Here is a 21,856-nt window from a genome sequence, read left to right on the forward strand (position 1 = left end):
TTTTGCCGCACGTCATCGACTGTTATCGTGCGCTAGGCCCGCGTGAGCGGGGCGGTTGCCGACGCGCACGGGGAGGACGCGGTGACCTACGGGGGTAGTGCCATGCCCGCCGGCGAGGTGCCGGTGGAAGTGGGCGAGGCCGCTCAGGCTCGCGGGTTCGGCCCGCTGTTGAGCGAGCGGCAACTGGCCCGGGCCCGCAACCGGTTCCTGCTGTGGCTGGCGATCGCGGCCGGGTGTCTCGGCCTGCTGATCGGGACCGGCGCGCTCGGCAGCCGGCTGAGCGTTTTCGACGCTCTGTACTCGGTCGTCCGGTTCATCGGCCTGTTCTTCTGTTTCGGCATGGTGTTCGCGATCGTGAGCGCCATCCGGACGCTGGTCGTGGGTAATCGCGCTTACTTTGTCTACAGCGAGGGCTTCGTCTACCGACACAACGGGAAGGTCCAGGCGTTCTCGTGGCCTGAGACCACCGGACTGCAGTCGGTGCTCGGCAAGCGCGGCGATGCGGCCGGAAAGCTCAGTCACTACAACCTGCTCGTTCAGGGGAGCGAGCCCATCATGATCCCGATCAACATCGTCAACGGGCGGGACGAGTTTCTCGACCACCTCATGGCGGCGCTGACCCGCCACGGCCGGCCCATCACCTGACAGGAACCATCTCTCATGCAACCTGGATATCCGCCGCCCTCTGATCCGCAGTACGGGCAGCCTCAGCCGTACGGGCAGCCTCAGGCGCCTCAGCCCTATTCGGCTCCGCCTTTTCAGCAGAGCGCGCCGCCGGCTTATGGGCAGCCGCCTGTTTCTGGACAGCCTGGTTATGGGCAGCCGCCGGTTTCCGGGCAGCCGGCTTACGGGCAGCCGCCGGTTTCCGGGCAGCCGCCGGTTTCCGGGCAGCCGCCGGCTTACGGACAGCCGCCGGCTTACGGGCAGCCGGCTTATGGGCAGCCTGGTTATGGGCAGCCGGCGGCGCCCTATGGGCAGCAGCCGCCTCCGCCGCATTACATGCAGGTGCAGCAGTCGCCGGCCGCTCAGAGCGCGGTGTCCTCGAAGGGGAAGCGGGAGATCATCTTCGGCCTGATCCTGATCGCGGCCGGCGTCGGTATCACGGTGTGCACCTACATGTCCGGTTCCTCGGTGTATCTCGTCGCGTGGGGCCCGGTCATCTGGGGCGTCGTCCAGCTCGTCCGGGGCATCGTCAACGTGGCTCGCGGCCGCTAGGTTTCTCGCTCTTCCGCCGGGGTGTGGTTCGTCCGCACCCCGGCGGTTCGCTGTTCGGAAAAGCGTCGTACCCCGCCGCTAGCCTCATCCCCAGAACGCGTTGCTTCACAACTCCAGAGGGAGAGCGGCAGCCTTCTGCTCGAGGTATCGCTGCTCGGGAAGACTGGTGGTGCGCTTGGCGGCGAGGGCATACCACTCGCGTGCCTCGGCGGGAGAGCCGGCCATCTCCAGCAGGTGCGCGCGCACCGCGGCGAGGCGGTGGTGGGAGGCCATCCGCTCGTCCGCGTCGAGGGTCGCCAGCAGCTCCAGCCCGGCCTGCGGGCCCTTCGCCATGGCCAGCGCGGCGGCGTGGCTCAGGGTGACCATCGGGTTCGGGGCGACGCGGGTCAGGAGCTGGTACAGGGCGACGATCTGCGGCCAGTCGGTCGCCGCGGCGTCGGCGGCCTCGTCGTGGACCGCGGCGACGGCGGCCTGCAGCTGGTAGGGGCCGGCCGACCCCTGCGGCAGCGTGCGCGTGATGAGCTCGGTGCCCTCGTCGATCATCGGGCGCAGCCAGCGCGAGCGGTCCTGCTCGGCCAGGGGCACCAGCGTGCCGTCGGGCAGCGTGCGGGCCGGGCGGCGGGCGTCGGTGAGCAGCATCAGGGCCAGCAGGCCGGCGACCTCGCCGTCGGCCGGGAGCAGGCGGTGGACCTCTCGGGTGAGCCGGATGGCCTCGGCGGTCAGGTCGCCGCGGTGCAGGTCGGCGCCGGAGCTGGCGGTGTAGCCCTCGTTGAAGATGAGGTACAGGACCTGGAGCACGACCTCCAGGCGGGCCGGGCGCTCCTCGGGCGGCGGCGGGGCGAACCGGGCGCCCGCGGACTTGATCTTGGCCTTGGCGCGGCTGATGCGCTGGGCCATGGTGGCCTCGGGGACGAAGAAGGCGCTGGCGATCTCGGCGGTGGTGAGGCCGCCGACCGCGCGCAGGGTCAGCGCGAGCTGCGACGCCGGCGACAGGGCTGGGTGGCAGCACAGGAAGAGCAGGGTGAGGGTGTCGTCGCGATCGGGGACGGCGTCGGAGGGCTCCGGCTCGAGGGCGGCGACGGCCTGCTCGCGCCGGCGGCGGGCGTCGTCGGAGCGGAACTGGTCGGTCAGGCGGCGCACGGCGACCGTGATGAGCCAGCCGCGCGGGTTGGCCGGGGTGCCCTCGGCGGGCCACTGCAGGGCCGCCGCGAGCAGGGCCTCCTGCACGGCGTCCTCGCAGGCGTCGAACTGGCCGTATCGCCGGATCAGGATGCCGAGCACCTGCGGGGCGAGCGTGCGCAGCTCCTCCTCGACCGTCACAGCATCATCTCTACACCACCACGGGCCGGGCCTTGTCAGTTGCCAGCTTCACGGCGATGAGCCCGAGGAGCGAGCCGGTGACGTACCGCTGGACGCGCAGCCACGTCGGGCGCCGCCCGAGGAACGCCGCGATGGCGCCGGCCGCGCACACGATCCCGGTGTTGACCAGCATGCTGACGGCGATCTGCACGCCGCCGAGCAGGAAGGCCTGCGCGACGAGATGGCCGGCGTGGACGTCGACGAACTGGGGGATCAGTGAGGCGTACATGATCGCCGCCTTCGGGTTGAGCAGGTTGGTCATCAGGCCCATCGTGAACAGCCGCCGGTTCGAGTCCGGGGGCAGCTCGACCGGGGCGAACACCGAGGTGCCGCCGGGGCGGACTGCCTGCCACGCGAGGTAGGCCAGGTAGGCGGCGCCGGCGAGCTTGACCGTCGTATAGAGGGCGGGGACGGCCGCGAAGACCACCGAGAGCCCGGTCGCGGCGAGGGCCAGGTAGGCGAGGAAGCCGACCGCGACGCCGCCGAGCGAGGTCAGACCGGCGCGGCGGCCCTGGGTGATGCTGCGCGAGACGAGGTACATCATGTTCGGGCCCGGCGTGAGCACCATCCCGAGCGCCACGAGCGCGACGCCCGCCACCGCACCGACAGAGATCATGAGCCCCACCCTGCCCGTCCGCCCGGCCACGGAGAACAGCCAATCCGCGGAGACTGGCGTACGCCGCCGGGAGTAGGCGCGGTTACGCCCCTCGGGCCACGACCGGAGCCCGCGACTTTGCCAGGCTGAAGGCGTGCGATTCACACCGAGATGGCGCAAGGCGATCCTGACGCTGCACGTGGTCACCGCGGTCGGGTGGCTCGGCACCGACGTGGTGCTGCTCACGCTCGGCATCGCCGGGCTGAGCGGGGCCACCGACCGGGCGGTCGTCTACCCGGCGATGGGGTTGATCGGCACCGTGCTGTTCGTGCCGCTGACCTTCCTGGTCTGGCTGGTCGGCGTGGTCAACGCGGTCGGCACCCCCTGGGGACTGATCAAGTGGTGGTGGGTCGCGGTGAAGCTCGGCATCGTGACGGTGATGCTGGGGCTGGTCACGTTCGCGCTGTACCCGAACCTGGCCGACGCCTCCCACCTCGGCGCCGCGCTACCGGCGCAGGAGCGCCTCAACCTCGTCATCGCGCCCGCCGTGTCCAGCTCGCTGCTGCTGTTCTCGACGATCCTGTCGACGTACAAGCCCTGGGGCCGCACCCGCCGCGATGAGCAGCGTCGCCGCGCCCAGCAGGCCGACGACCAGGCCGGGACGCAGCGCCTCGGCGAGCAGGCCGGCCAGCGCCGGTAGGAGCCCCTGCGCGGTCATCAGACCGGTGCTGAGCAGCCCGAACGCCTGCCCGCGGCCGTCGGCGGGCAGCGCGTCGCGGAACGCGGCCTGCACGCCGAGCCCGAACGCGGAGCCGACCCCGACGACCACGAGCGCCGCGGCGAGCAGCGGCCAGGTCGGATGACCGCCCGCGGCGCCGGGCGGGACGGCGAAGGCCAGGCAGGGCAGGCCCATGAGCGCGATGAGCGCCGGGACGAGCCGCTCGCGCCGGGCGGGGGCGAGCAGCCGGCCGATGACCAGGTTCCCGGCGACCATGCCGACCGGGATCGCGGCCAGCAGCCAACCGGCAACGCCGGCGGGGAAGCCGCGCCCGGCCGCGTACGGGACCATGAGCGCCTCGGCGCCGGTGATGAACGCGGGCGGGAGCCACTGCACGAGCAGCAGGCGGCGGATCGTGCGGTCGCGCAGCAGGGCCGCGTTGCCGCGCCAGCTGGCCGCGGCGAGACCGTTCGCCTTGCCGAGCCCCGCCTTGCCGAGCCCCGCCTTGCCGAGCCCCGCCTTTCCGGCCCTGGCCTCTCCAGCTCTCGCCGATCCGCCGCTCGCGGTCCCGTTGCCAGCCGTCCCGTCGCTCGCGGTCTCGTTGCTTTTCGGCTCGTCGCTCGCCAGCTCGGCTTTCGTCGTTTCGCTGTTCTCCGTCGCGCTGTTCTCCGTCGCACTGCTCGGGGCGGGGTGGTCGGCCAGGGCCAGGCGGGTCCAGACGGCGGCGATGACGTGGCCGATGGCGGCCATGAGCATCGCGTTGCGGCCGCCCAGGGTCGCGACCGCGACGCCCGCGCCGGCCATGCCGACGAGCTGGGCCAGCGACGAGGCGACATTCGACAGGGAGCGGCCCAGCACGTACGCGTCGCCGGTCAGGGCCTCGGCGATCAGCGCGTTCTGGGCGCCCATGAACACCGGGGTGAGCAGGGCCGCGGCGGCGACCAGGGCCAGCGAGGCCCAGACCGGCAGCGCGACGGCGGCCAGCACGGCGGCGACGGCGGCCTCGGCGAGGTACCCGAGCACGATGAGCCGCCGCGGCCGGATGCGGTCGGCGAGGGCGCCGAGGACGCTCGCCCCGATCAGCTGCGGCAGGAAGCCGATGCCGTAGGCGAGCGCGGCCAGCGCCGGGGAGTCGGTCGCGGCGTAGACGAGCAGCGAGAGCGCGACGATGCGCAGGGTGTCCGCGAGGATGCTCAGCGTCCGGGTGCCGAACAGCACCCGGAACGTCCCGTCGCGCAGCACGGCCGTGTACGTGGTCATGGGATTCAGCCTCGCGGGGCGCGCCGCTTCCGCGGACTCATTCGTCCCTGGACGTAAGGTCGAGGCATGCTCCGCCTCGAGGTCGCCGCCGAGGACCTGCTGCACACCCGGTTCGCGGTGTCGCCGTTGTTCGAGCTCGGCGGGCTGCTGCGGCGGCTGAGCGGGCTGGCGCCGCTGGGCCCGTTCGCGCGGCTGCGGCCCGCGTTCGAGCGGCTGCGCGCCGAGACCGACCTCGACGCGGTGGTGGCGCTGCACACCGCGGAATATGGGGCCGACTTCGTGGGGCCGCCGCCCGCCGGGATGCAGCAGACCTGGCAGGACGACCTCGCCGCGGTGCGGGCGACGCCGCTGCCGGTGGCGCGCCGGGAGATCGCGCGGGCGCTGGGCGAGGGGCCGCGGATCGGCGACGCGACCCTGGCGGTGCTGCGCTCGGACGACGCGGTGGCGCGCCTGGCCACGGCGCTGGAGGCGGCCTGGCTGACACTGCTGGCGCCGGACTGGCCGCAGCTGCGGGCGATCTGCGAGAGCGATGTGGTCCACCGGGCGGGGCGGCTGGGCGAGGGGGGATGGGCGGCGGCGTTCGCGGGGCTGCACCGGCGGGTGCGGTGGCACGACGGGGCCGTGGAGCTCACGGGCAAGACCACCCCACCGACCTCCCGCCGCAGCCGCCGCGCTCGGCCTGCGCAGCCGCCCTCGCCTGCGGAGTCGCCCGCACTCGCTGAGCCGGCTTCGCCAGCGGAGCCGCTCACGCCTGCTGGGCCGGCCTTGCCTGCGGAATCGCTTACGCCTGCTGGGCCGGCTTCGCCAGCGGAGCCGCTCACGCCCGCTGGGTGGGCCTTGCCTGCGGAATCGCTTACGCCCGCTGAGGCGGCCTCGTCTGCGGAGTCGCTCACGCCTGCCGCGTCGGCCTCGCCCGGGTTGCTCGATGGGCGCGGTGCGGCCGTTCGCACCGTGGCCTCGGACGGGGCCGGGCTGCTGCTGGTGCCGTCGGTGCTGATCTGGCCGGGCGTGGGGGCGTACACGGATCCGCCGTGGCGGCGGGCGCTCGTCTATCCCGCGCGGGGAGTCGCCGCGCTGTGGGAGGGCGCGCCGGAGGGCGGCGGAGCGCTGGGGGAGCTCGTCGGGCAGTCGCGGGCCCGGGTGCTGCTGGCGCTGGAGGAGCCCGCGAGCACCACGCAGCTCGCCGCGCGGCTGGGGCTCGCGGTCGGCGCGGTCGGGGACCACCTGGCGATCCTGCGGCGCAGCGGGCTGGTGCGCTCGGCGCGGGCCGGGCGGTCGGTGCTCTACCGGCGCACGCCGCTCGGCGACGCCCTCGCGGCCCAGGGCGCCGACGGCTCGTGACGCGGTAGGCGCACCTGGTCGGCGGCTACGACACCGACCTCGCCCTGCACCGCCTTTGGCGCAGCTCAGGGGCGGCCGCGACGCCGCCGGCTTCGACTCCGCCGCCAGTCGCTCGTGACGCGGGGCGCACCCGGTAGGCGGCCTCGGGCGCAGCTCAGGGGCGGCCGCGACGCCGCTCGCTTCGACCCGCCAACAGTCGCTCGTGACGCGGGGCGCACCCGGTAGGCGGCTTCGGGCGCAGCTCAGGGCGCCGGCGGCTGATGACGCGGTAGGCGCACGGGGTGGGCGCTTCAGGCTCGGCCCAGGGCCGCGGCTCCTGAAGCGGTAGGCGCACGTGGGAGGCGACTTTGGGCGATGGCGCGCGTGGTAGGCGGCCTCGGGCGATGGCCGTGCGAAGGGGCGGCGCTCGGGGCGTGAACCTTCGTCGCATCGGGACACCGCGCGGCCCGGCGGAACTAGGCTGCGGGTAATCGCGCACGTCACACGACCAAGGGAGTTTGCTGTGGCTTCGAGGCTCAACCCGTACATCAATTTCCGGGGCAACGCCCGACAGGCGATGGAGTTCTACCAGAACGTGTTCGGCGGGGAGCTGCGCATGAACACGTTCGGCGAGTTCGGCTCGGACGACGCGGCCATCGCCGACCAGATCATGCACGCGCAGCTCGAGAGCCCGAGCGGATACACGATCATGGGGTCGGATACGCCGCCGAACATGACGCTCACCCCCGGCGACCACATCTCGATCAGCCTGAGCGGCGACGACGCCGTGGCGCTGCGCGGCTACTGGGAGAAGCTCAGCGCCAGCGGCAAGGTGTCCATGCCGCTGGAGAAGCAGATGTGGGGCGACGAGTACGGCTCCTGCGTCGACCGGTTCGGCATCCAGTGGATGGTCAACATCGGCCAGCCGCAGGGCTGACTATCGTCTGGGTCATGCCCACCGAGGACGACCTCACCGCACTCGATCGCGAGCACGTCTGGCACCCGTATGCGCCGATGCCGGCGACCCAGCCGCCGCTGGTGGTGTCGTCTGCATCGGGCGTGCGGCTCACCCTCGCCGACGGCCGTGAGCTGATCGACGGGATGTCCTCGTGGTGGGCGGCGATCCACGGGTACCGCCACCCGGCCCTGGACGCCGCGGTGCGCGACCAGCTCGGCCGCATGAGCCACGTGATGTTCGGCGGCCTGACCCACGAGCCCGCGATCCGGCTGGCCAAGACGCTGGTGGACATCACGCCGGAGCCGCTGCGGCACGTGTTCCTGTGCGACTCCGGCTCGGTGGCCGTCGAGGTCGCGGTGAAGATGTGCCTGCAGTACCACCGCTCGCTCGGCCGCGGCGGCAAGCGCCGGATGCTCACGTGGCGGGGCGGCTACCACGGCGACACGTTCCACCCCATGTCGGTCACCGACCCCGACGGCGGCATGCACAGCCTGTGGCGCGGCGTGCTCCCCGAGCAGGTCTTCGTGCCGATGCCGCCGGTCGAGTACGACCCGGACTACGTCGGCCTCGTCGCGGCGACGCTGCGGGAGCACCGCGACGAGATCGCCGGCATCATCGTCGAGCCCGTGGTGCAGGGCGCCGGCGGGATGCGCTTCCACAGCCCGCGCTACCTCAGGGACCTGCGCGAGCTCGCCGACGAGCACGACGTCCTGCTCGTGTTCGACGAGATCGCGACCGGCTTCGGCCGCACCGGCGCGCTGTTCGCGGCCGACCTGGCCGGCGTCGCGCCCGACGTGATGTGCGTGGGCAAGGCGATGACCGGCGGGTACCTCTCGATGGGGGCCACGCTCTGCGTCCCGCGCGTCGCCGAGGGCATCAGCCGCGGCGAGACCCCGGTGCTCGCCCACGGTCCGACGTTCATGGGCAACCCGCTCGCCTCGGCCGTGGCCAACGCCTCGATCGACCTGCTGCTTGCCGGCGACTGGGCCGCGAACGTCCGCCGCATCGAGGCCGGACTGCGGGCGGGGCTGGAACCGGCCCGCGCCCGGCCCGGCGTGCGTGAAGTGCGCGTGCTGGGCGCGATCGGGGTCGTGCAGCTCGACCACGACGTGGACATGGCCGCCGCCACCGCGGCCGCGGTCGGGCACGGAGTCTGGCTGCGGCCGTTCCGCGATCTGATCTACACGATGCCGCCGTACGTCACCGGCGACACCGACCTCGAAAGCATCTGCGCGGCCGTCGTCGCTGCGGCGGAAGTCGCCTAGTTCGTCCATTTGGGACAACGCGCCGTGCAAGAAGGCGGCAGTGTTACGCAATTATGTCGCAAGACCTTGTGCAAGGGGGTGCGGCCGCCCTAATGTCACCTCACTCACGGCGTCCGCCCCCACAACGCCTCGAGCGTCCGAGGTGCACACCCCATCACCCCGCTCGACGTCCCGCCATCTCGATGCATCTGGGTGCGCCGCCTACCCAAGAGAAACGAGTCAATCGATGTCACGGAGCACCACTGGAGCACCACCGCGGTGGTCTGCGGCGGCGACCGCGGCCGCCGTCGGCCTCGGGCTCATCGTCGCCGGTGGCACCACCGCCTACGCCGCCTCGGACGCGCCGGCGGTGACGCGGGCGGGCCTGAACCCCGCGCTCGTCGCGGGCCGGGGCGCCAACGTCGGCTTCGCCGAGCAGGAGGCGGAGAACGCCAAGACCAACGGGGTGGTCATCGGACCGGACCGCACGGCGTACACGCTGCCGGCGGAGGCGTCGGGCCGGTCGGCGGTCAAGCTCACGCCCGGGCAGTACATCGAGTTCACGCTGCCCAGCTCGGCCAACGCGATCAACGTCCGTTACAGCATTCCGGACGCCCCGAACGGCGGCGGCATCACCGCGCCGCTGGACGTGACGGTCAACGGCAAGTCCAAGCAGACGATGACGCTGACCTCGCAGTACTCCTACTTGTACAACCAGTACCCGTTCACCAACGACCCCAACGCGGACCTGCTGCACAACGACTGGTGGATCACCGAGTGCGCGTGCGTGCCGGCCGCCACCACGCCGGCGCCGCAGATCACGAAGCCGTTCCGGCCGTTCCACTTCTACGACGAGCAGCGGCTGCTGCTCGGCAAGACGTACAAGGCGGGCGACAAGGTCCGGCTCACCGTCCCGGCCGGCAGCAACGCCGCCTGGACCGCCATCGACCTGCTCGACTCGCAGCTCGTGGCCGCCCCGAAGGTCAACCTGATCGCGTCGAACGTGCTGTTCTTCGGCGCGGACCCGACCGGCAAGCGCGACTCCGCGGACGCGTTCGACATGGCGATCGCGTTCGCCAAGTGGACGCACCTGAAGGTGTACGTGCCGCCGGGCACGTACCAGGTGAACCGGCACATCATCGTCGACAACGTCACGATCGAGGGCGCCGGCTCGTGGTACACGATCATCAAGGGTCACGAGGTCGCGCTCAGCGTGCCCGCGCCCGACAAGTCGACGCACACGGGGGTCGGCTTCTACGGCAGGTACTCGCAGGACGGCGGCAGCCGCAACGTGCACCTGTCGGGCTTCTCGATCATCGGTGACGTGCGCGAGCGCATCGACACTGACCAGGTCAACGGCATCGGCGGCGCCATGTCGGATTCGACCATCGACGGGCTCTACATCCAGCACACCAAGGTCGGGCTCTGGTTCGACGGCCCGATGAACAACACCAAGGTCACCAACACCACGGTCGTCGACCAGATCGCCGACGGTCTCAACTTCCACACCGGCGTCACCAACTCGACGGTGTCGAACAGCTTCTTCCGCAACACCGGCGACGACGCGCTCGCAATGTGGGCGGAGACGACCACGAACGCGAACAACACGTTCGACCACAACACCGTCCAGACCCCGACGCTGGCCAACGGCATCGCGATCTACGGCGGCAAGGACATCACCGTCTCCGGCAACCTGGTCGCGGACCCGATCCGCGAGGGCAGCGCGCTGCACCTGGGCACACGCTTCGGCGCCCAGCCGTTCGCCGGCACGATCAACGTCAAGGACAACACCACGGTCCGGGCCGGGACCTACGAGCTCAACTGGAACATCGGCCTGGGTGCGATCTGGCTGTACGCGCTCGAGCGCAACATGGACGCGAACGTCCAGGTCACCGGGGACAACTTCCTCGACAGCACGTACAACGCGATCATGCTGGTCGTCGACTTCCCGGTGAAGGACCAGTACTCGATCACGAACGTCCACTTCAAGGACATCAAGGTGGACGGCACCGGCACCTCGGTCGTCTCGGCCCGCGTGGCCGGCTCGGCGACCTTCGAGAACGTCGACGCCCGCAACGTCGGCGCGGTCGGCGTGAACAACTGCGGCTCGTTCCACTTCACCCCGGCCGGCTCGGAGTTCTCCCTGACCGACCTGGGCGGCAACGACGGCGGCGGCACCACGGGCCCGTGGCTGGCGTCGTGGGAGCTGCCGAACACCATCACGTGCGACGACCGCCCGCCGGTCGTGGTTCCGCCGGCTCCGCAGCCCTGGTGACCACCGCGTGAACGAGTGCCCCCGCCGATCTTCCGGGATCGCGGGGGCACTCGCCTTTGTGGTGGCGCCGCCGCTTCAGCCGCGGCCCGGGCGTTCCAGAGCGTCGCCGTTCGGCTCGGGGCGCAACGCCCACCACTGACCCCCGGAACGCGCGAAGGGGCCGGACGGCCGCCGCACCCCACTGTCGGCGGCCGCCCGGCCACTCCCTCGACCCGGCAAAGCACCCTTCGCCGGCCCCGCGTCGATTGGCCGGAGAGATCTCACGTCGTGCCCCGTGGTCACGGATCGGCGCAGGTCCGACCGAGACGGGCGAAGCGGTCGCGGGGCCCGGCGAGACCCCGCGACCGCGGCTCTGTGCCGACACCGCCGAGCGGAACGCGCCTGTACGCGGTCCGCTCGGCGGTCACCGTCCGCATCGCCCCGTTCCCCCGTGTTCTCGATGCGGACGAGCCACCGGCCTATCCAGTTGCGAACTCAGCTGGTGCCAAGCACGCGACCGCCCCCCGGTCCCGAACGCCTTGTGGCTGGTGGGTCCGGATAAGCGTATCTAGACGTCTAGGTGAGCGCAATTGTTGATTTGCGGAATTGTGGATTAGCCTTGCGGCGTGCGGGGCCGCCTCTTTCCAGTCGTCGATGGCTGGTACGAATGGCGCCAGGACGAGCCGCCGCTGGCCGGGACCGTGCTGGTGCGCGTCGGCGTCGGCGAGGGCGGGCGGCTGGTGCTGACCGGCCTGCGCATCGACGGGACGCCGAGCGCGGAGCTGCTGCGCGCCATCCCGGTCGGGCGCATCGAGGCGGCGGCCAATGCGCAGTTGGCGGCCGAGGGGGCGGCTGGGAGTACGACTCCTGTGTTGAGTCTTCGGGCCCGGCCGACCGTCGCTCCGGTGGCCGAGGACATCGGGTGGGAGATGGTCGAACCCTCGCTCGCCGTCGTGCGTGCGGCCCCGGCCGAGTCCGTGCGCCCGCGCGGACGGCCCGACATCTTCTATCGGGAGGTCGCGGACGTGTACCTCGAGTACGCCGCGGCATCGCCCCGCCCCGCCTGCGATCTGGCCGATCGGCACGGCGTGCCCGTGAGCACCGCGCACCGCTGGGTGAAGGAGGCCCGCCGGCGCGGGTTCCTGCCGCCGGGGCGCCCGGGCAAAAGCGGCTGACGCCACCGTGGCAGGGGTCGCGTGCGCGTCACTTGTATCGTGAACGCGTGTCGATTGACGGCGCCTTGCGGGCGAGGGTGCACGGGCTCGTCACCGAGTATCTCGGGGGACAGGACATCCCGGCGGACCTCGTCGCCAAGCCGGTCGCGATCCGGTCCGGGACCGCGGTCGTGTACTTGCGCCTGATCGCCAGCGAGCCGCCGTTCGTGCGCGTGTTCTCGCCGTTGCTGCGGCGGCTGGAGTGCTCGCCGGAGCTGCTGACCGAGCTCAACGAGCTCAACGGGCGGCTCAACTTCATCCGGCTGTTCTGGCGCGACGGGAGCGTGCTCGCGGCGGTCGAGATGCTGGCGTCCACGCTGGACCCGATCGAGCTCAGCAACGCCTGCGACTGGGTGGCCGACGCGGCGGACTACTACGACGAGCGGCTTCGCGACCAGTTCGGCGGGCAGTTGGCGTTCGACCCGCCGGATGCAAATAGTTAGCGGTACTGAACCCGGAGTAATCACTCCCGAGGACCTCTGGCGAAACTGTCACACCCCAGGTCCAAGATGAGACCCATGAAGCGCCTCATCGTCTCGACCGTCGGCGGCCAACCCGTCACCGCCACCGAGCACCGCGTCCCCTCCTTGAACCCCTCCCGGCTGGACGATGTCGTGGCCGAGGTCGCGCTCGCCGACGCCGACACCTTCGTCGCCGCGTGCCGCTCCGCCCGTCGCGCGCAGAAGGCCTGGGCCGACGTGCCGGCGCCGGTGCGCGGCCGGGTCGTGGCCAACCTCGGCCGCCTGGTCGAGGCCAACTTCGAGGCCCTCGCCGCGCTGGTCACGCGCGAGGTTGGCAAGACTCTGGCCGAGGCCCGCGGCGAGGTGCAGGAGATCGTCGACACCTGCGACTTCTTCCTCGGCGAGGGGCGGCGGCTCTACGGGCAGACGGTGCCGAGCGAGATGCCCGACAAGCAACTGTTCACGTTCCGGGTGCCGGTGGGTGTGGCGGCGATCGTGACGGCGGGCAACTTCCCGGTGGCGGTCCCGAGCTGGTATCTCGTGCCGGCCCTCCTGTGCGGCAACGCCGTCGTGTGGAAACCGGCCGAATACGCGGCCGCGTGCGCCGAGGCGTTCGCCGAGCTGATCCGGCGGGCGGGGGTGCCCGAGGGCGTGTTCGAGGTGGTGTATTCGGACGGGCCCACGACCTATGCCGGACTCGAGGCCGGGCTGCGCGAGCAGCTGATCGACAAGATCGGGTTCACGGGCTCGTCCGAGGTCGGGGCGCGCATCGGCGAGCTGGCCGGGCGGCACCTGCAGAGCGCCTGCCTCGAGCTCGGCGGGAAGAACCCGATGGTCATCACCGAGGACGCCGACCTCGACCTGGCGGTGCACGGGGCGCTCTTCGCCGGCTTCGGCACCGCGGGGCAACGCTGCACCTCGCTGGGGACGCTGATCGTCCACGACAGCGTGCTGTACGAGTTCACGCGGCGGCTCGAGGACGCGGTGCGGGGCGCGACCGTCGGCGACCCCGCGGACCCCTCGGTGCTCTACGGGCCGCTGATGAGCGAGCGGTTCGCGGAGCGGTATGAGGGCTATCTCGAGTGGATCGAGGATCATCACCGGGTCTCGGGCTCGTCCGGGGTCGGGCGGATCACGGCCGACAATCCGCGGGCCGGGTTCGTCGGCGATCCGGCGGCCGGGCTGTTCTACCACCCGGTGCTCGTGCACGGGGTGCGGCCCGAGGACAAGGTCTTCCAGCAGGAGACGTTCGGGCCGCTGGTGGGCGTGGTGCGGTATTCGGCGCTGGAGGAGGCGATCGAGCTCGCGGACGCGCCCGGCTACGGGTTGTCGGCCGCGATCTACACCACCGACCCGCGCAAGGCGTTCACGTTCCGCCGAGGCACCCGGGCGGGCATGGTCAGTATCAACAACTCGACGTCGGGGGCGGAGGCACACCTGCCCTTCGGGGGCAACGGGCGCTCGGGCAACGGCAGCCGGCAGTCGGGGGTGTGGGTGCTCGACCAGTTCACGCGCTGGCAGTCGATGAACTGGGACTACTCGGGCCGGCTCCAGCGCGCGCAGATGGACACGCTGACGATTTCGCCGGACCTGGATTATCGGCTCAGCCCGGAGTAAATCGGATATTTGCCGTAAATTGCCCCTCGGGGTGGCTCGCGCTCGATTCCGCGCGGGCGCCCCGGACGGGGGGAGCAATGATGTTTCGGCAGAAGGGGGCACGGTCGACGCGCTGGGCCGCGGTGGCGGTGCTCGCCACGTGCGGCGCGCTGGCCGTGCCGCAGTCGGGCTTCGCGGCGGCGGCCGGGCCGGCCGGGCCGGCCGGGGAGGCCGGGGTGGCGGGCGGTGCCCGGCCTGGGCTCGCCGACCGTGCGGATCACACGGACCGGGCGGCCGGCCTCGACAAGGGCCGCAAGAGCGATCATGCGGCCGGTCTTGGCGGGGCCGGTAAGAGCGACCAGGCGACCAAGGCCGGCGCTGACAAAAACGACCAGGTTGGGAAGGGAGACCGGACCGGCAAGAGCGACCACGCTGGGAAGGGCAGCCAGACCAACAAGACCGATCAGACCAACAAAACCGATCAGACCAACAAGACCGGCCAGACCAGCAAGACCGACCAGGCCAGCAAGGGCGGCCAGGCCAGCAAGAGCGACGCGGCCGGCCAGAGTGGCGCGAAGGGGACCGGGGCGCAGGTGTTCGCCTGTGCCGAGGCCAGCGCCATCACGGTCGGGGCGACCTGGGCCGATGCCACGGTCGACGACCATCAGCAGACGCAGCTCGTCGTCGCGATCAGCCGGCCCGACGGGTGTATGGCGGCCACGGGGCTGGGGTTCACGATCACGCTGCCGGGCGCGGGGACGCTCTGGCGGTCCATGGGCAGCGACGTCTCGACCTGCACCAACGCCGCCTTCACCACCGATGTCGGCGATCCGGTGCTCACCGCTTCCAGCGTCCAGATGGCCGACGGGATGACGGACTGCACGATCCGGTTCCCCGTCCTGGCGGACTCGTCCGGAAGCTACACGGTGGCGGCGGCGCAGTTCACCAGCGTCACGGGGCTGACGGTCGACCAGACCGCGCAGACGCTGACCGTGACCACCGCCAAGCCGCGCGTCGGGGCCAACCTCTCGCCGTCGCAGATCACGGTCATGGAGAGCAGCACGCTGCAGGTGAGCATGAGCCGGACCGATCAGCGGGCCGCGGCGGTCTCCAGCGGGCTCGGGTTCCGGCTCAACCTGCCGAGCGGCGTGACGATCGGCAGCGGCACTCCGGCGAACACGTGCGGGGGCACGGTCACGGCCGCGAGCGGGGCGGGATACTTCACGCTCGCCGGGGCGTCGCTCACCGGCTTCCCGGCCGACTGCGTGGTCTCGGTGCCGATCACGAGCTCGATCGGCGGCACGTACGACTTCGATGACACGTCCGTGGCCGACCCGGTCGGGGTGCAGGCCGCGATGACGGGCGGTTGTGCCGAGCGCACGCGGGCCAAGTCGAGCCGCGGCGCGTCGGGTGCGGGCAAGCGGGCCGAGGGAGGGTGCCGGCCCTCGCTGCAGGTGAACCTCAAGCCGCAGACGATCAGCTTCGCGGCCCCGGCCGACTGGTCGGTGTCGAAGCACACCGTGCCGCTCGTGGCCACGGCCGAGTCGGGGCTCGCCGTCGCGTTCACGAGCTCGACGCCGGCGGTGTGCACCGTCTCCGGGAGCACGGCCACGCTGGTCGCGCCCGGGTCGTGCACCATCCTCGCGGACCAGGCCGGGAACACCACGTGGGACGCGGCGGAGCAGGTGTCGCAGACGTTCACGGTCGGTGCGCCGACGCCGGCTCCCACCGCGGTCACGGCCACCGGGGGCGTCTCGTCGCTCGCGGTCAGCTGGGCCGCGCCGGGGGACGTGACGGGGGTGACGGGCTACACGGCGTACGCGAATCCGGGGCCGGCCACGTGTTCGACCAGCTCGGCGGCGGCGACGTCGTGCGTGATGGGCGGCACGGCGGGCGTGAACTACACGGTCACCGTCGTGGCCAACAACGCGCTCGGGGACTCGGCGGCCGCGGGGCCGTCGAACCAGGCCACGCCGACCGCGCCCACGATTCCGGCCACGCCGCCCGACACCGACCTCACGCTCACGACCGACAAGGGGCTCATCACCACCGCGGAGCCGGGGCAGGACATCGTGGTGATCGGGACCGGGTTCATGGCGTACTCGACCGCGACCATCGTCGTCTACTCCACGCCGATCGAGCTCGGCACCGTCGTCACCGACGGGCAGGGCAACTTCAGCAAGCCGGTGCGGGTGCCGCCGGATCTCGCGGTCGGCGGGCACCAGCTCGTGGCCGCCGGGATCGGGCCGAACGGGCAGCCGCACAGCCTGAAGATGGCGATCACCGTGCGGGCGGCCGGTGGCGGGCTCGCGGTGACCGGCGCGCCGATCGCGGCGATGCTGCAGCTGGGGCTGGCGACCATGTGCGGCGGTGGGGCGCTGCTGTTCGCGAGCCGTAACCGCCGCCGCCGGCTCGCGTAGCCGCGGCAAGAACGCGAAGCGGCCGGTCCCGGAAGGGGCCGGCCGCTGCCGTATGCGTCAGGCGGGGACGGCGGCCGGAGCGGGAGTGAGGGCCGGAGCGGACCGGCGGGTCTTGAACAGCAGCAGCGACAGCGCCGCGGCGCCGATCGACAGGCCACCGGCGATGTACCAGGCGAGGTCGTAGTTGCCCAGGCGGTCGCGCAGGAGGCCCGTCGCCGTCGCCGCGATCGCCGCGCCGAACTGGTGGGACGCGAAGACCCAGCCGAAGACCACCGGGCCGCTCGCGCCGAAGTACTCGCGGCAGAGGGCCACGGTCGGCGGTACCGTCGCCACCCAGTCCAGGCCGTAGAACAGGATGAACACGAGCATGCTGGGGCGCACCGTGGCCGCGAACAGCATGGGCAGCACGAGCAGCGACAGGCCGCGCAGAGCGTAGTACCAGCCCAGGAGCACCCGGCTGTCCATGCGGTCGGTCAGCCAGCCCGAGGCGATCGTCCCGGCGATGTCGAACAGGCCGATGAGGGCCAGCAGCGATGCCGCGGTCGGCTCGGCCATGCCGTGGTCGTGCGCGGCGGGGATGAAGTGCGTGCCGATGAGCCCGTTCGTGGTCGCGCCGCAGATCGCGAAGCCGCCCGCCAGCAGCCAGAACGCGGGCTTTCCGGAGGCCGTCCGCAGGGCGCCGAGCGCGCGCCGGGCCGCGCCGCCGGTCGCGACGGGCGGCGGCACGACGTCGGCCGAGCCGTACGGGGCCACGTTCAGGTCGGCGGGGTGGTCCCGCAGGCGCCACATGACCAGCGGCACCACGGCCAGGGCCGCGCCCGCGACCGTCAGGGCGGCCGAGCGCCACCCGTGCGCCTCGGTCAGCAGCGCGAGCAGCGGCAGGAAGACGAGCTGGCCGGCCGCGCCGCCCGCGGTCAGCACGCCGGTGACCAGGCCGCGGCGCTTGACGAACCAGCGGCCGGTGACGGTCGCCACGAAGGCCAGCGCCATCGAGCCGGTGCCCAGGCCGACGAGCACGCCCCACAGCGCGATGAGCTCCCAGCTGTGCTTCATGAACACCGTCAGGCCGCTGCCGGCCGAGACGAGCAGCAGCGCGTACGCGACCACGCGCCGGATGCCGAAGCGCTCCATCAGCGCGGCGGCGAACGGGGCGGTCAGGCCGAAGAGCAGCAGGTTGATCGACACCGCGAGGGAGATGGTCCCCAGCGACCAGCCGAACTCGTCGTGCAGTGGGTGGATGAGCACGCCCGGTGTCGCGCGGAAGCCCGCGGCGCCGACGAGGGCGACGAACGCGACGGCGGCGACGAGCCAGGCCGGGTGCAGTCTCTTCACCGGATCATTGCAGCCCGCTCGAGACGGAAAGACGAGTGGCCCGAGAGCCATCATGCGCAAGAATTGAGCCATGACCGAACAGCACCTCGTGGCCATCGTCGTCATGGACGGCCTGGTGCCGTTCGACCTGGGCACACCGACCCAGATCTTCGGGACCGCACGGGACGAGACCGGGCATCGGAAGTACAAAATCCTCGTCTGCAGTCCCGACGCGCGCCCGGTCGAGGCGTCCGCGGGCTTCAAGGTCATGCCGGACCACGGGCTCGAACTGCTGCGGGCGGCCGACACCGTGGTCGTGGCCGGAATTCACAGCGGCGATCCGGTCGAGCGCGGCACGGTCGACCCACGGGTCAGGGACGCCCTGCAAGAGGCGCACAAGGCCGGGAAGCGCGTCATGTCCATCTGCACGGGAGCGTTCGTGCTCGCCGCGGCGGGGCTGCTGGACGAGCGGCCCGCGACCACGCACTGGTGGTGGGCCGAGCGGTTCCGGGAGTTCTTTCCGCAGGTCAAGCTCGACGCCGACGTGCTGTTCGTGGACGACGGCGACGTGCTGACCAGCGCCGGCGTCGGGGCCGGGATCGACCTGTGCCTGCACGTCGTGCGCACCGACTTCGGCAGCGAGGTCGCCAACCGCGCGGCCCGGCGCAGCGTGGTGCCCCCGTGGCGGGACGGCGGGCAGGCCCAGTACATCGAGCGCCCCCTGCCCCGCCCGGCCGACGCCACCCTGGCCGCCACCCGATCGTGGGCGGCCGAGCGGCTGGATGCGCCGTTGTCCCTGCACGACCTGGCCGCGCACGCCAACATGAGCGTGCGCACGTTCACCCGCCGCTTCCGCGAGGAGACCGGGGTGAGCCCGGCGCGCTGGCTGCTGCAGCGGCGCGTCGACCACGCCCGCGCCCTGCTGGAGAGCACCGACCTGCCGGTCGAGGTGGTGGCCCGCCGCTCCGGCCTGGGCACGGCCGCGGGGCTGCGCCAGCACCTGCAGAACACGATCGGGGTCGCCCCCAGTGCCTACCGCCGCACGTTCCGGGTTGTGCCCGGGGTCAGCGGCGGGTAGGCAGGTATGAGCGATCGCCGTCGATCTCTATGGGAGGCAACCGTGCGAAGGCTCATCCCCCTGCTGCTCATCCCCCTTCTGCTCATCCCGGCCGCGCCCGCATCCGCGTCCGCGGAGAGAACGAACGGCCCCACGGCGACCGGGTACGGCGGCGCGGTCGCGTCGGTCGACCCCACCGCCACCGCGGCCGGCCTCCGGGTCCTGCGCGACGGCGGCAACGCGGTCGACGCGGCGCTCGCGGTCGCGGCCACGCTGGGCGTGACCGAGCCGTTCTCGTCGGGCATCGGTGGCGGCGGATTCTTCGTGTACTACGACGCCCGTACCGGCCGCGTCTCGACCCTCGACGGCCGGGAGACCGCGCCGCGCTCGATGGGCGAGAACGCCTTCGTCGACCCGGCCACCGGCCAGCCCATGGCGTTCCAGGAGGCGCGCGTCAGCGGTCTTTCGGCGGGTGTACCGGGATCCCTCGCGACCTGGCAGGAGGCGGCCCGGCGCTGGGGCACCCGCCCGCTCTCGTCCGCGCTGCGCCCCGCGGCCCAGGTCGCCCGCGACGGCTTCCTCGTCGACGCGACCTTCAACCAGCAGGTCAAGGACAACGCCGCCGCGTTCGCGCAGTTCGAGCCGACGGCGAAGCTGTTCCTGCCCGGCGGCGCCCCGCCGGCCGTCGGCACCACGCTGCGCAACCCGGACCTGGCCGCGACCTACGACCTCGTCGCGCGGCGCGGCACCGGCGTCTTCTACACCGGCGAGGTCGGCCGGGACATCGTCTCCACCGTGCAGCACCCGCCGGTGGCCGCGAACCCGGGCCAGCCATGGCAGTACCCGATCCGCCCCGGCGGCATGACGCTGAACGACCTGCGGGCCTACGACGTGCGCAACCCGGCGCCGACGAAAGTCTCCTACCGCGGCTACGACGTCTACGGCATGGCCACGCCGTCGTCCGGCGGCTCCACCGTCGGCGAGGCGCTGAACATCCTCGAGCGCTCCGACCTGTCGAAACTCGACAAGAGCCAGGCGCTGCACCGGTACCTCGAGGCAAGCGCCCTGGCCTTCGCCGACCGCAACCGCTACGTCGGCGACTACACGCCCCGGCCGCTGCTCGACGCGCTGCTGACCGACGGCTTCGCGGGTGAGCGCGCGTGCCGGATCGATCCCGCGAAGGCGCTCGCGAAGCCGGTCCCGCCGGGCGACCCCGACGGGCGTTACGACCGGCGCTGCACCACGACCACCGGCGGGGCGAGCCCGGACAAGGGCCTGTCGACGACCAACCTCACCGTCGCCGACAAGTGGGGCAACGTCGTGGAGTACACGCTGACCATCGAGCAGATCGGCGGCAACGCGATCGTCGTGCCGGGCCGCGGCTTCCTGCTCAACAACGAGCTGACCGACTTCAACTTCACCAACACGCAGGCCCCGGCGCAGGACCCGAACCTGCCCGGCCCCGGCAAGCGGCCGCGCAGCTCCATGGCCCCGACGATCGTCCTGCAGCACGGCAAGCCGTTCCTCGCGGTCGGCTCGCCGGGCGGCTCGACGATCATCACGACCGTGCTGCAGATCCTCGTCAACCGCCTCGACCTCGGCATGACGCTGCCGCAGGCGGTCGCGGCCCCGCGCGCGTCGCAGCGCAACACCGCGGCCGTCACCGCGGAGCCGGCGTTCATCGGCTCGGCCGAGGGCACGGCGCTGGGCGCGCTCGGCCACACGTACACGCCGATGGCCGAGATCGGCGCGGCCACGGCCATCGAGTTCCTGCCCCACGGCAAGCTCCTGGCCTGCGCCGAACCGGTGAGACGCGGAAGCGGATCCGCCGGCACCGTGCGGTAGCCGCAATGCTTCCCGGCCGCCTCTTCCCGGAGGCGGCCGGGGGCATCACAAGATCAGCGGTGGCCGGCGACCAGCGCCAGGAAGCCGATGGCGAGGCCGCCGAGCACGCACAGCGAGGCCACCGCGGCGATGGTGATGAGGACCCAGATGAGCGCGGCCGACTTCTTCTTCGGCTCGATCAGGATCGGTTCGTCGTCGGGATCGTCGAGCGAATCGTCGAGCCGGGCCCGCTCGGCCACCTCTTCGGGGTCGCCGAGCAGGTCGAGGATCGAACGCACCTCGACCTCGGTCTCCTGGCCCGGGCGGATCTCGGCGCGCTTGGCCGAGATGTGCTGGGAAAGGCCGGCGAGCAGCTCGGCGCGCCGGTTCGCGGGAACGCCGTTCAAGGCCTGCTCGACGGCGCGGAGATAGTCGTTGACCACGTCATCGTAGGTGTTCATGCGGCCCTCGTTGCGAGAATCCGGTCAACTGGTGAGCATCGGGGTCCAGCCTCCCCCACTTGCGGTGAGCCGCAAAGAACTTTCTGCCCGTGCAAAAATGAAGCATGACCCGCTGGCTCGACGAGGATGAGCAGGCCGCCTGGCGCGCCTTCTACAGCGCGACCACGCTGCTGATCGACCGGCTCGACCGCGAGCTGCAGCACGACGCCGGCATGCCGCACGCCTACTACGAGATCCTCGTCGTGCTCTCCGAGTCCCCGGACCGTTCGCTGCGGATGAGCGAGCTGGCGGTCAAGACGCGCTCGTCGCGCAGCCGCCTCTCGCACGCCGTCACCAAGCTCGAGTCCCGCGGCTGGGTCAAGCGCCGCGACTGCGACGACGACAAGCGGGGCCAGTTCGCCGACCTCACCGACGAGGGCTTCGCCGCGCTGGTGAGCGCCGCGCCCGGGCACGTCGAGACGGTCCGGACCCACCTCTTCGACCCGCTCACCCCGCAGCAGATCGAGCAGCTGAGGCAGATCAGCGAGGCGATCAACGGGACGCTCAAAGCCTGATTGTCAAGGCTTGTAAGGATCTCCATCGATCGATA

At 72.0% G+C, this 21,856-nt stretch carries 18 protein-coding genes; 13 read left to right on the forward strand and 5 right to left on the reverse strand.

What is annotated here, in order from left to right; genetic code table 11:
• The first annotated feature begins 42 nt into the window (after positions 1–42).
• Together AC6JBM_RS45255 and AC6JBM_RS45260 are read left to right on the forward strand one after the other, a co-directional pair.
• Positions 43–645 carry a hypothetical protein gene (locus AC6JBM_RS45255; protein ID WP_497979846.1) on the forward strand — a complete coding sequence of 201 codons (603 nt, stop codon included), beginning with the start codon at positions 43–45 and terminating at the stop codon, positions 643–645.
• A 354-nt stretch (positions 646–999) separates the two neighbouring features.
• Positions 1,000–1,215 carry a hypothetical protein gene (locus tag AC6JBM_RS45260; protein ID WP_433081438.1) on the forward strand — a complete coding sequence of 72 codons (216 nt, stop codon included), beginning with the start codon at positions 1,000–1,002 and terminating at the stop codon, positions 1,213–1,215.
• 105 nt (positions 1,216–1,320) lie between these two features.
• Here the strand turns inward: AC6JBM_RS45260 and AC6JBM_RS45265 are convergent, their stop codons facing one another.
• The 3 genes from AC6JBM_RS45265 to AC6JBM_RS45275 form a co-directional block, all read right to left on the reverse strand.
• The gene (locus AC6JBM_RS45265) at positions 1,321–2,535 is read right to left on the reverse strand and encodes an RNA polymerase sigma factor (RefSeq protein WP_497979847.1); all 1,215 of its coding nucleotides are present in this window, start codon (positions 2,533–2,535) and stop codon (positions 1,321–1,323) included.
• A 10-nt stretch (positions 2,536–2,545) separates the two neighbouring features.
• Positions 2,546–3,190, reverse strand: a complete 645-nt coding sequence (locus tag AC6JBM_RS45270) for a LysE family translocator (protein ID WP_497979848.1) — start codon at positions 3,188–3,190, stop codon at positions 2,546–2,548.
• A gap of 484 nt (positions 3,191–3,674) precedes the next feature.
• On the reverse strand, positions 3,675–5,147 hold the full coding sequence (locus tag AC6JBM_RS45275) for an MFS transporter (protein ID WP_497979849.1): 1,473 nt from the start codon (positions 5,145–5,147) through the stop codon (positions 3,675–3,677).
• Positions 5,148–5,213: 66 nt separating this feature from the next.
• Between AC6JBM_RS45275 and AC6JBM_RS45280 the strand changes: the two genes are divergently transcribed.
• From AC6JBM_RS45280 to AC6JBM_RS45315, 8 genes are all read left to right on the forward strand, one after another.
• Positions 5,214–6,488, forward strand: coding sequence for a winged helix-turn-helix domain-containing protein (locus AC6JBM_RS45280; protein ID WP_497979850.1), 1,275 nt, complete (start codon positions 5,214–5,216; stop codon positions 6,486–6,488).
• A 502-nt stretch (positions 6,489–6,990) separates the two neighbouring features.
• Positions 6,991–7,404: a VOC family protein gene (locus AC6JBM_RS45285; RefSeq protein ID WP_497979851.1), complete on the forward strand. Its 414-nt coding sequence runs from the start codon at positions 6,991–6,993 to the stop codon at positions 7,402–7,404.
• A gap of 14 nt (positions 7,405–7,418) precedes the next feature.
• Entirely contained in the window at positions 7,419–8,690 is a 1,272-nt protein-coding gene (locus AC6JBM_RS45290) for an adenosylmethionine--8-amino-7-oxononanoate transaminase (RefSeq protein ID WP_497979852.1), read from the forward strand.
• Between the two features lie 226 nt (positions 8,691–8,916).
• Positions 8,917–10,944 carry a glycosyl hydrolase family 28-related protein gene (locus tag AC6JBM_RS45295; protein WP_497979853.1) on the forward strand — a complete coding sequence of 676 codons (2,028 nt, stop codon included), beginning with the start codon at positions 8,917–8,919 and terminating at the stop codon, positions 10,942–10,944.
• Positions 10,945–11,549: 605 nt separating this feature from the next.
• Positions 11,550–12,098, forward strand: a complete 549-nt coding sequence (locus tag AC6JBM_RS45300) for a hypothetical protein (RefSeq protein ID WP_497979854.1) — start codon at positions 11,550–11,552, stop codon at positions 12,096–12,098.
• 47 nt (positions 12,099–12,145) lie between these two features.
• A complete protein-coding gene (locus tag AC6JBM_RS45305; protein ID WP_497979855.1) occupies positions 12,146–12,580 on the forward strand; it encodes a T3SS (YopN, CesT) and YbjN peptide-binding chaperone 1 in 435 nt (144 codons plus the stop codon).
• A 75-nt stretch (positions 12,581–12,655) separates the two neighbouring features.
• Positions 12,656–14,215, forward strand: a complete 1,560-nt coding sequence (locus AC6JBM_RS45310; protein ID WP_497979856.1) for an aldehyde dehydrogenase family protein — start codon at positions 12,656–12,658, stop codon at positions 14,213–14,215.
• Positions 14,216–14,295: 80 nt separating this feature from the next.
• Complete coding sequence (locus AC6JBM_RS45315; protein WP_497979857.1) at positions 14,296–16,614, forward strand: fibronectin type III domain-containing protein; 2,319 nt, start codon at positions 14,296–14,298, stop codon at positions 16,612–16,614.
• A gap of 57 nt (positions 16,615–16,671) precedes the next feature.
• Here AC6JBM_RS45315 and AC6JBM_RS45320 read toward each other — a convergent pair whose 3' ends face one another.
• Positions 16,672–17,997 carry an MFS transporter gene (locus AC6JBM_RS45320; RefSeq protein ID WP_497986689.1) on the reverse strand — a complete coding sequence of 442 codons (1,326 nt, stop codon included), beginning with the start codon at positions 17,995–17,997 and terminating at the stop codon, positions 16,672–16,674.
• 19 nt (positions 17,998–18,016) lie between these two features.
• Here AC6JBM_RS45320 and AC6JBM_RS45325 point away from each other — a divergent pair, with 19 nt between their 5' ends.
• Together AC6JBM_RS45325 and ggt are read left to right on the forward strand one after the other, a co-directional pair.
• Positions 18,017–19,003 (forward strand): GlxA family transcriptional regulator, encoded by a 987-nt coding sequence (locus tag AC6JBM_RS45325; protein WP_497979858.1) that lies wholly within the window; start codon positions 18,017–18,019, stop codon positions 19,001–19,003.
• Between the two features lie 42 nt (positions 19,004–19,045).
• Complete coding sequence (ggt, locus tag AC6JBM_RS45330) at positions 19,046–20,827, forward strand: gamma-glutamyltransferase (protein WP_497979859.1); 1,782 nt, start codon at positions 19,046–19,048, stop codon at positions 20,825–20,827.
• A 53-nt stretch (positions 20,828–20,880) separates the two neighbouring features.
• Here the strand turns inward: ggt and AC6JBM_RS45335 are convergent, their stop codons facing one another.
• Positions 20,881–21,267: an HAAS signaling domain-containing protein gene (locus AC6JBM_RS45335; protein WP_497979860.1), complete on the reverse strand. Its 387-nt coding sequence runs from the start codon at positions 21,265–21,267 to the stop codon at positions 20,881–20,883.
• 104 nt (positions 21,268–21,371) lie between these two features.
• Here AC6JBM_RS45335 and AC6JBM_RS45340 point away from each other — a divergent pair, with 104 nt between their 5' ends.
• A complete protein-coding gene (locus AC6JBM_RS45340) occupies positions 21,372–21,821 on the forward strand; it encodes a MarR family winged helix-turn-helix transcriptional regulator (protein WP_350620536.1) in 450 nt (149 codons plus the stop codon).
• Positions 21,822–21,856 lie beyond the last annotated feature (35 nt).

The sequence above is a fragment of the Dactylosporangium thailandense genome (assembly GCF_059739745.1).

Bases quoted from the DNA above. Each gene is read 5' to 3' on its own strand.
- AC6JBM_RS45280 (WP_497979850.1), top strand. From the start codon at position 5,214: ATGCTCCGCCTCGAGGTCGCCGCCGAGGACCTGCTGCACACCCGGTTC.
- AC6JBM_RS45320 (WP_497986689.1), bottom strand. From the start codon at position 17,997: ATGGCTCTCGGGCCACTCGTCTTTCCGTCTCGAGCGGGCTGCAATGAT.
- AC6JBM_RS45335 (WP_497979860.1), bottom strand. From the start codon at position 21,267: ATGAACACCTACGATGACGTGGTCAACGACTATCTCCGCGCCGTCGAG.
- AC6JBM_RS45260 (WP_433081438.1), top strand. From the start codon at position 1,000: ATGCAGGTGCAGCAGTCGCCGGCCGCTCAGAGCGCGGTGTCCTCGAAG.
- AC6JBM_RS45315 (WP_497979857.1), top strand. From the start codon at position 14,296: ATGTTTCGGCAGAAGGGGGCACGGTCGACGCGCTGGGCCGCGGTGGCG.
- AC6JBM_RS45325 (WP_497979858.1), top strand. From the start codon at position 18,017: ATGACCGAACAGCACCTCGTGGCCATCGTCGTCATGGACGGCCTGGTG.
- AC6JBM_RS45340 (WP_350620536.1), top strand. From the start codon at position 21,372: ATGACCCGCTGGCTCGACGAGGATGAGCAGGCCGCCTGGCGCGCCTTC.
- AC6JBM_RS45270 (WP_497979848.1), bottom strand. From the start codon at position 3,190: ATGATCTCTGTCGGTGCGGTGGCGGGCGTCGCGCTCGTGGCGCTCGGG.
- AC6JBM_RS45295 (WP_497979853.1), top strand. From the start codon at position 8,917: ATGTCACGGAGCACCACTGGAGCACCACCGCGGTGGTCTGCGGCGGCG.
- AC6JBM_RS45290 (WP_497979852.1), top strand. From the start codon at position 7,419: ATGCCCACCGAGGACGACCTCACCGCACTCGATCGCGAGCACGTCTGG.
- AC6JBM_RS45275 (WP_497979849.1), bottom strand. From the start codon at position 5,147: ATGACCACGTACACGGCCGTGCTGCGCGACGGGACGTTCCGGGTGCTG.
- AC6JBM_RS45310 (WP_497979856.1), top strand. From the start codon at position 12,656: ATGAAGCGCCTCATCGTCTCGACCGTCGGCGGCCAACCCGTCACCGCC.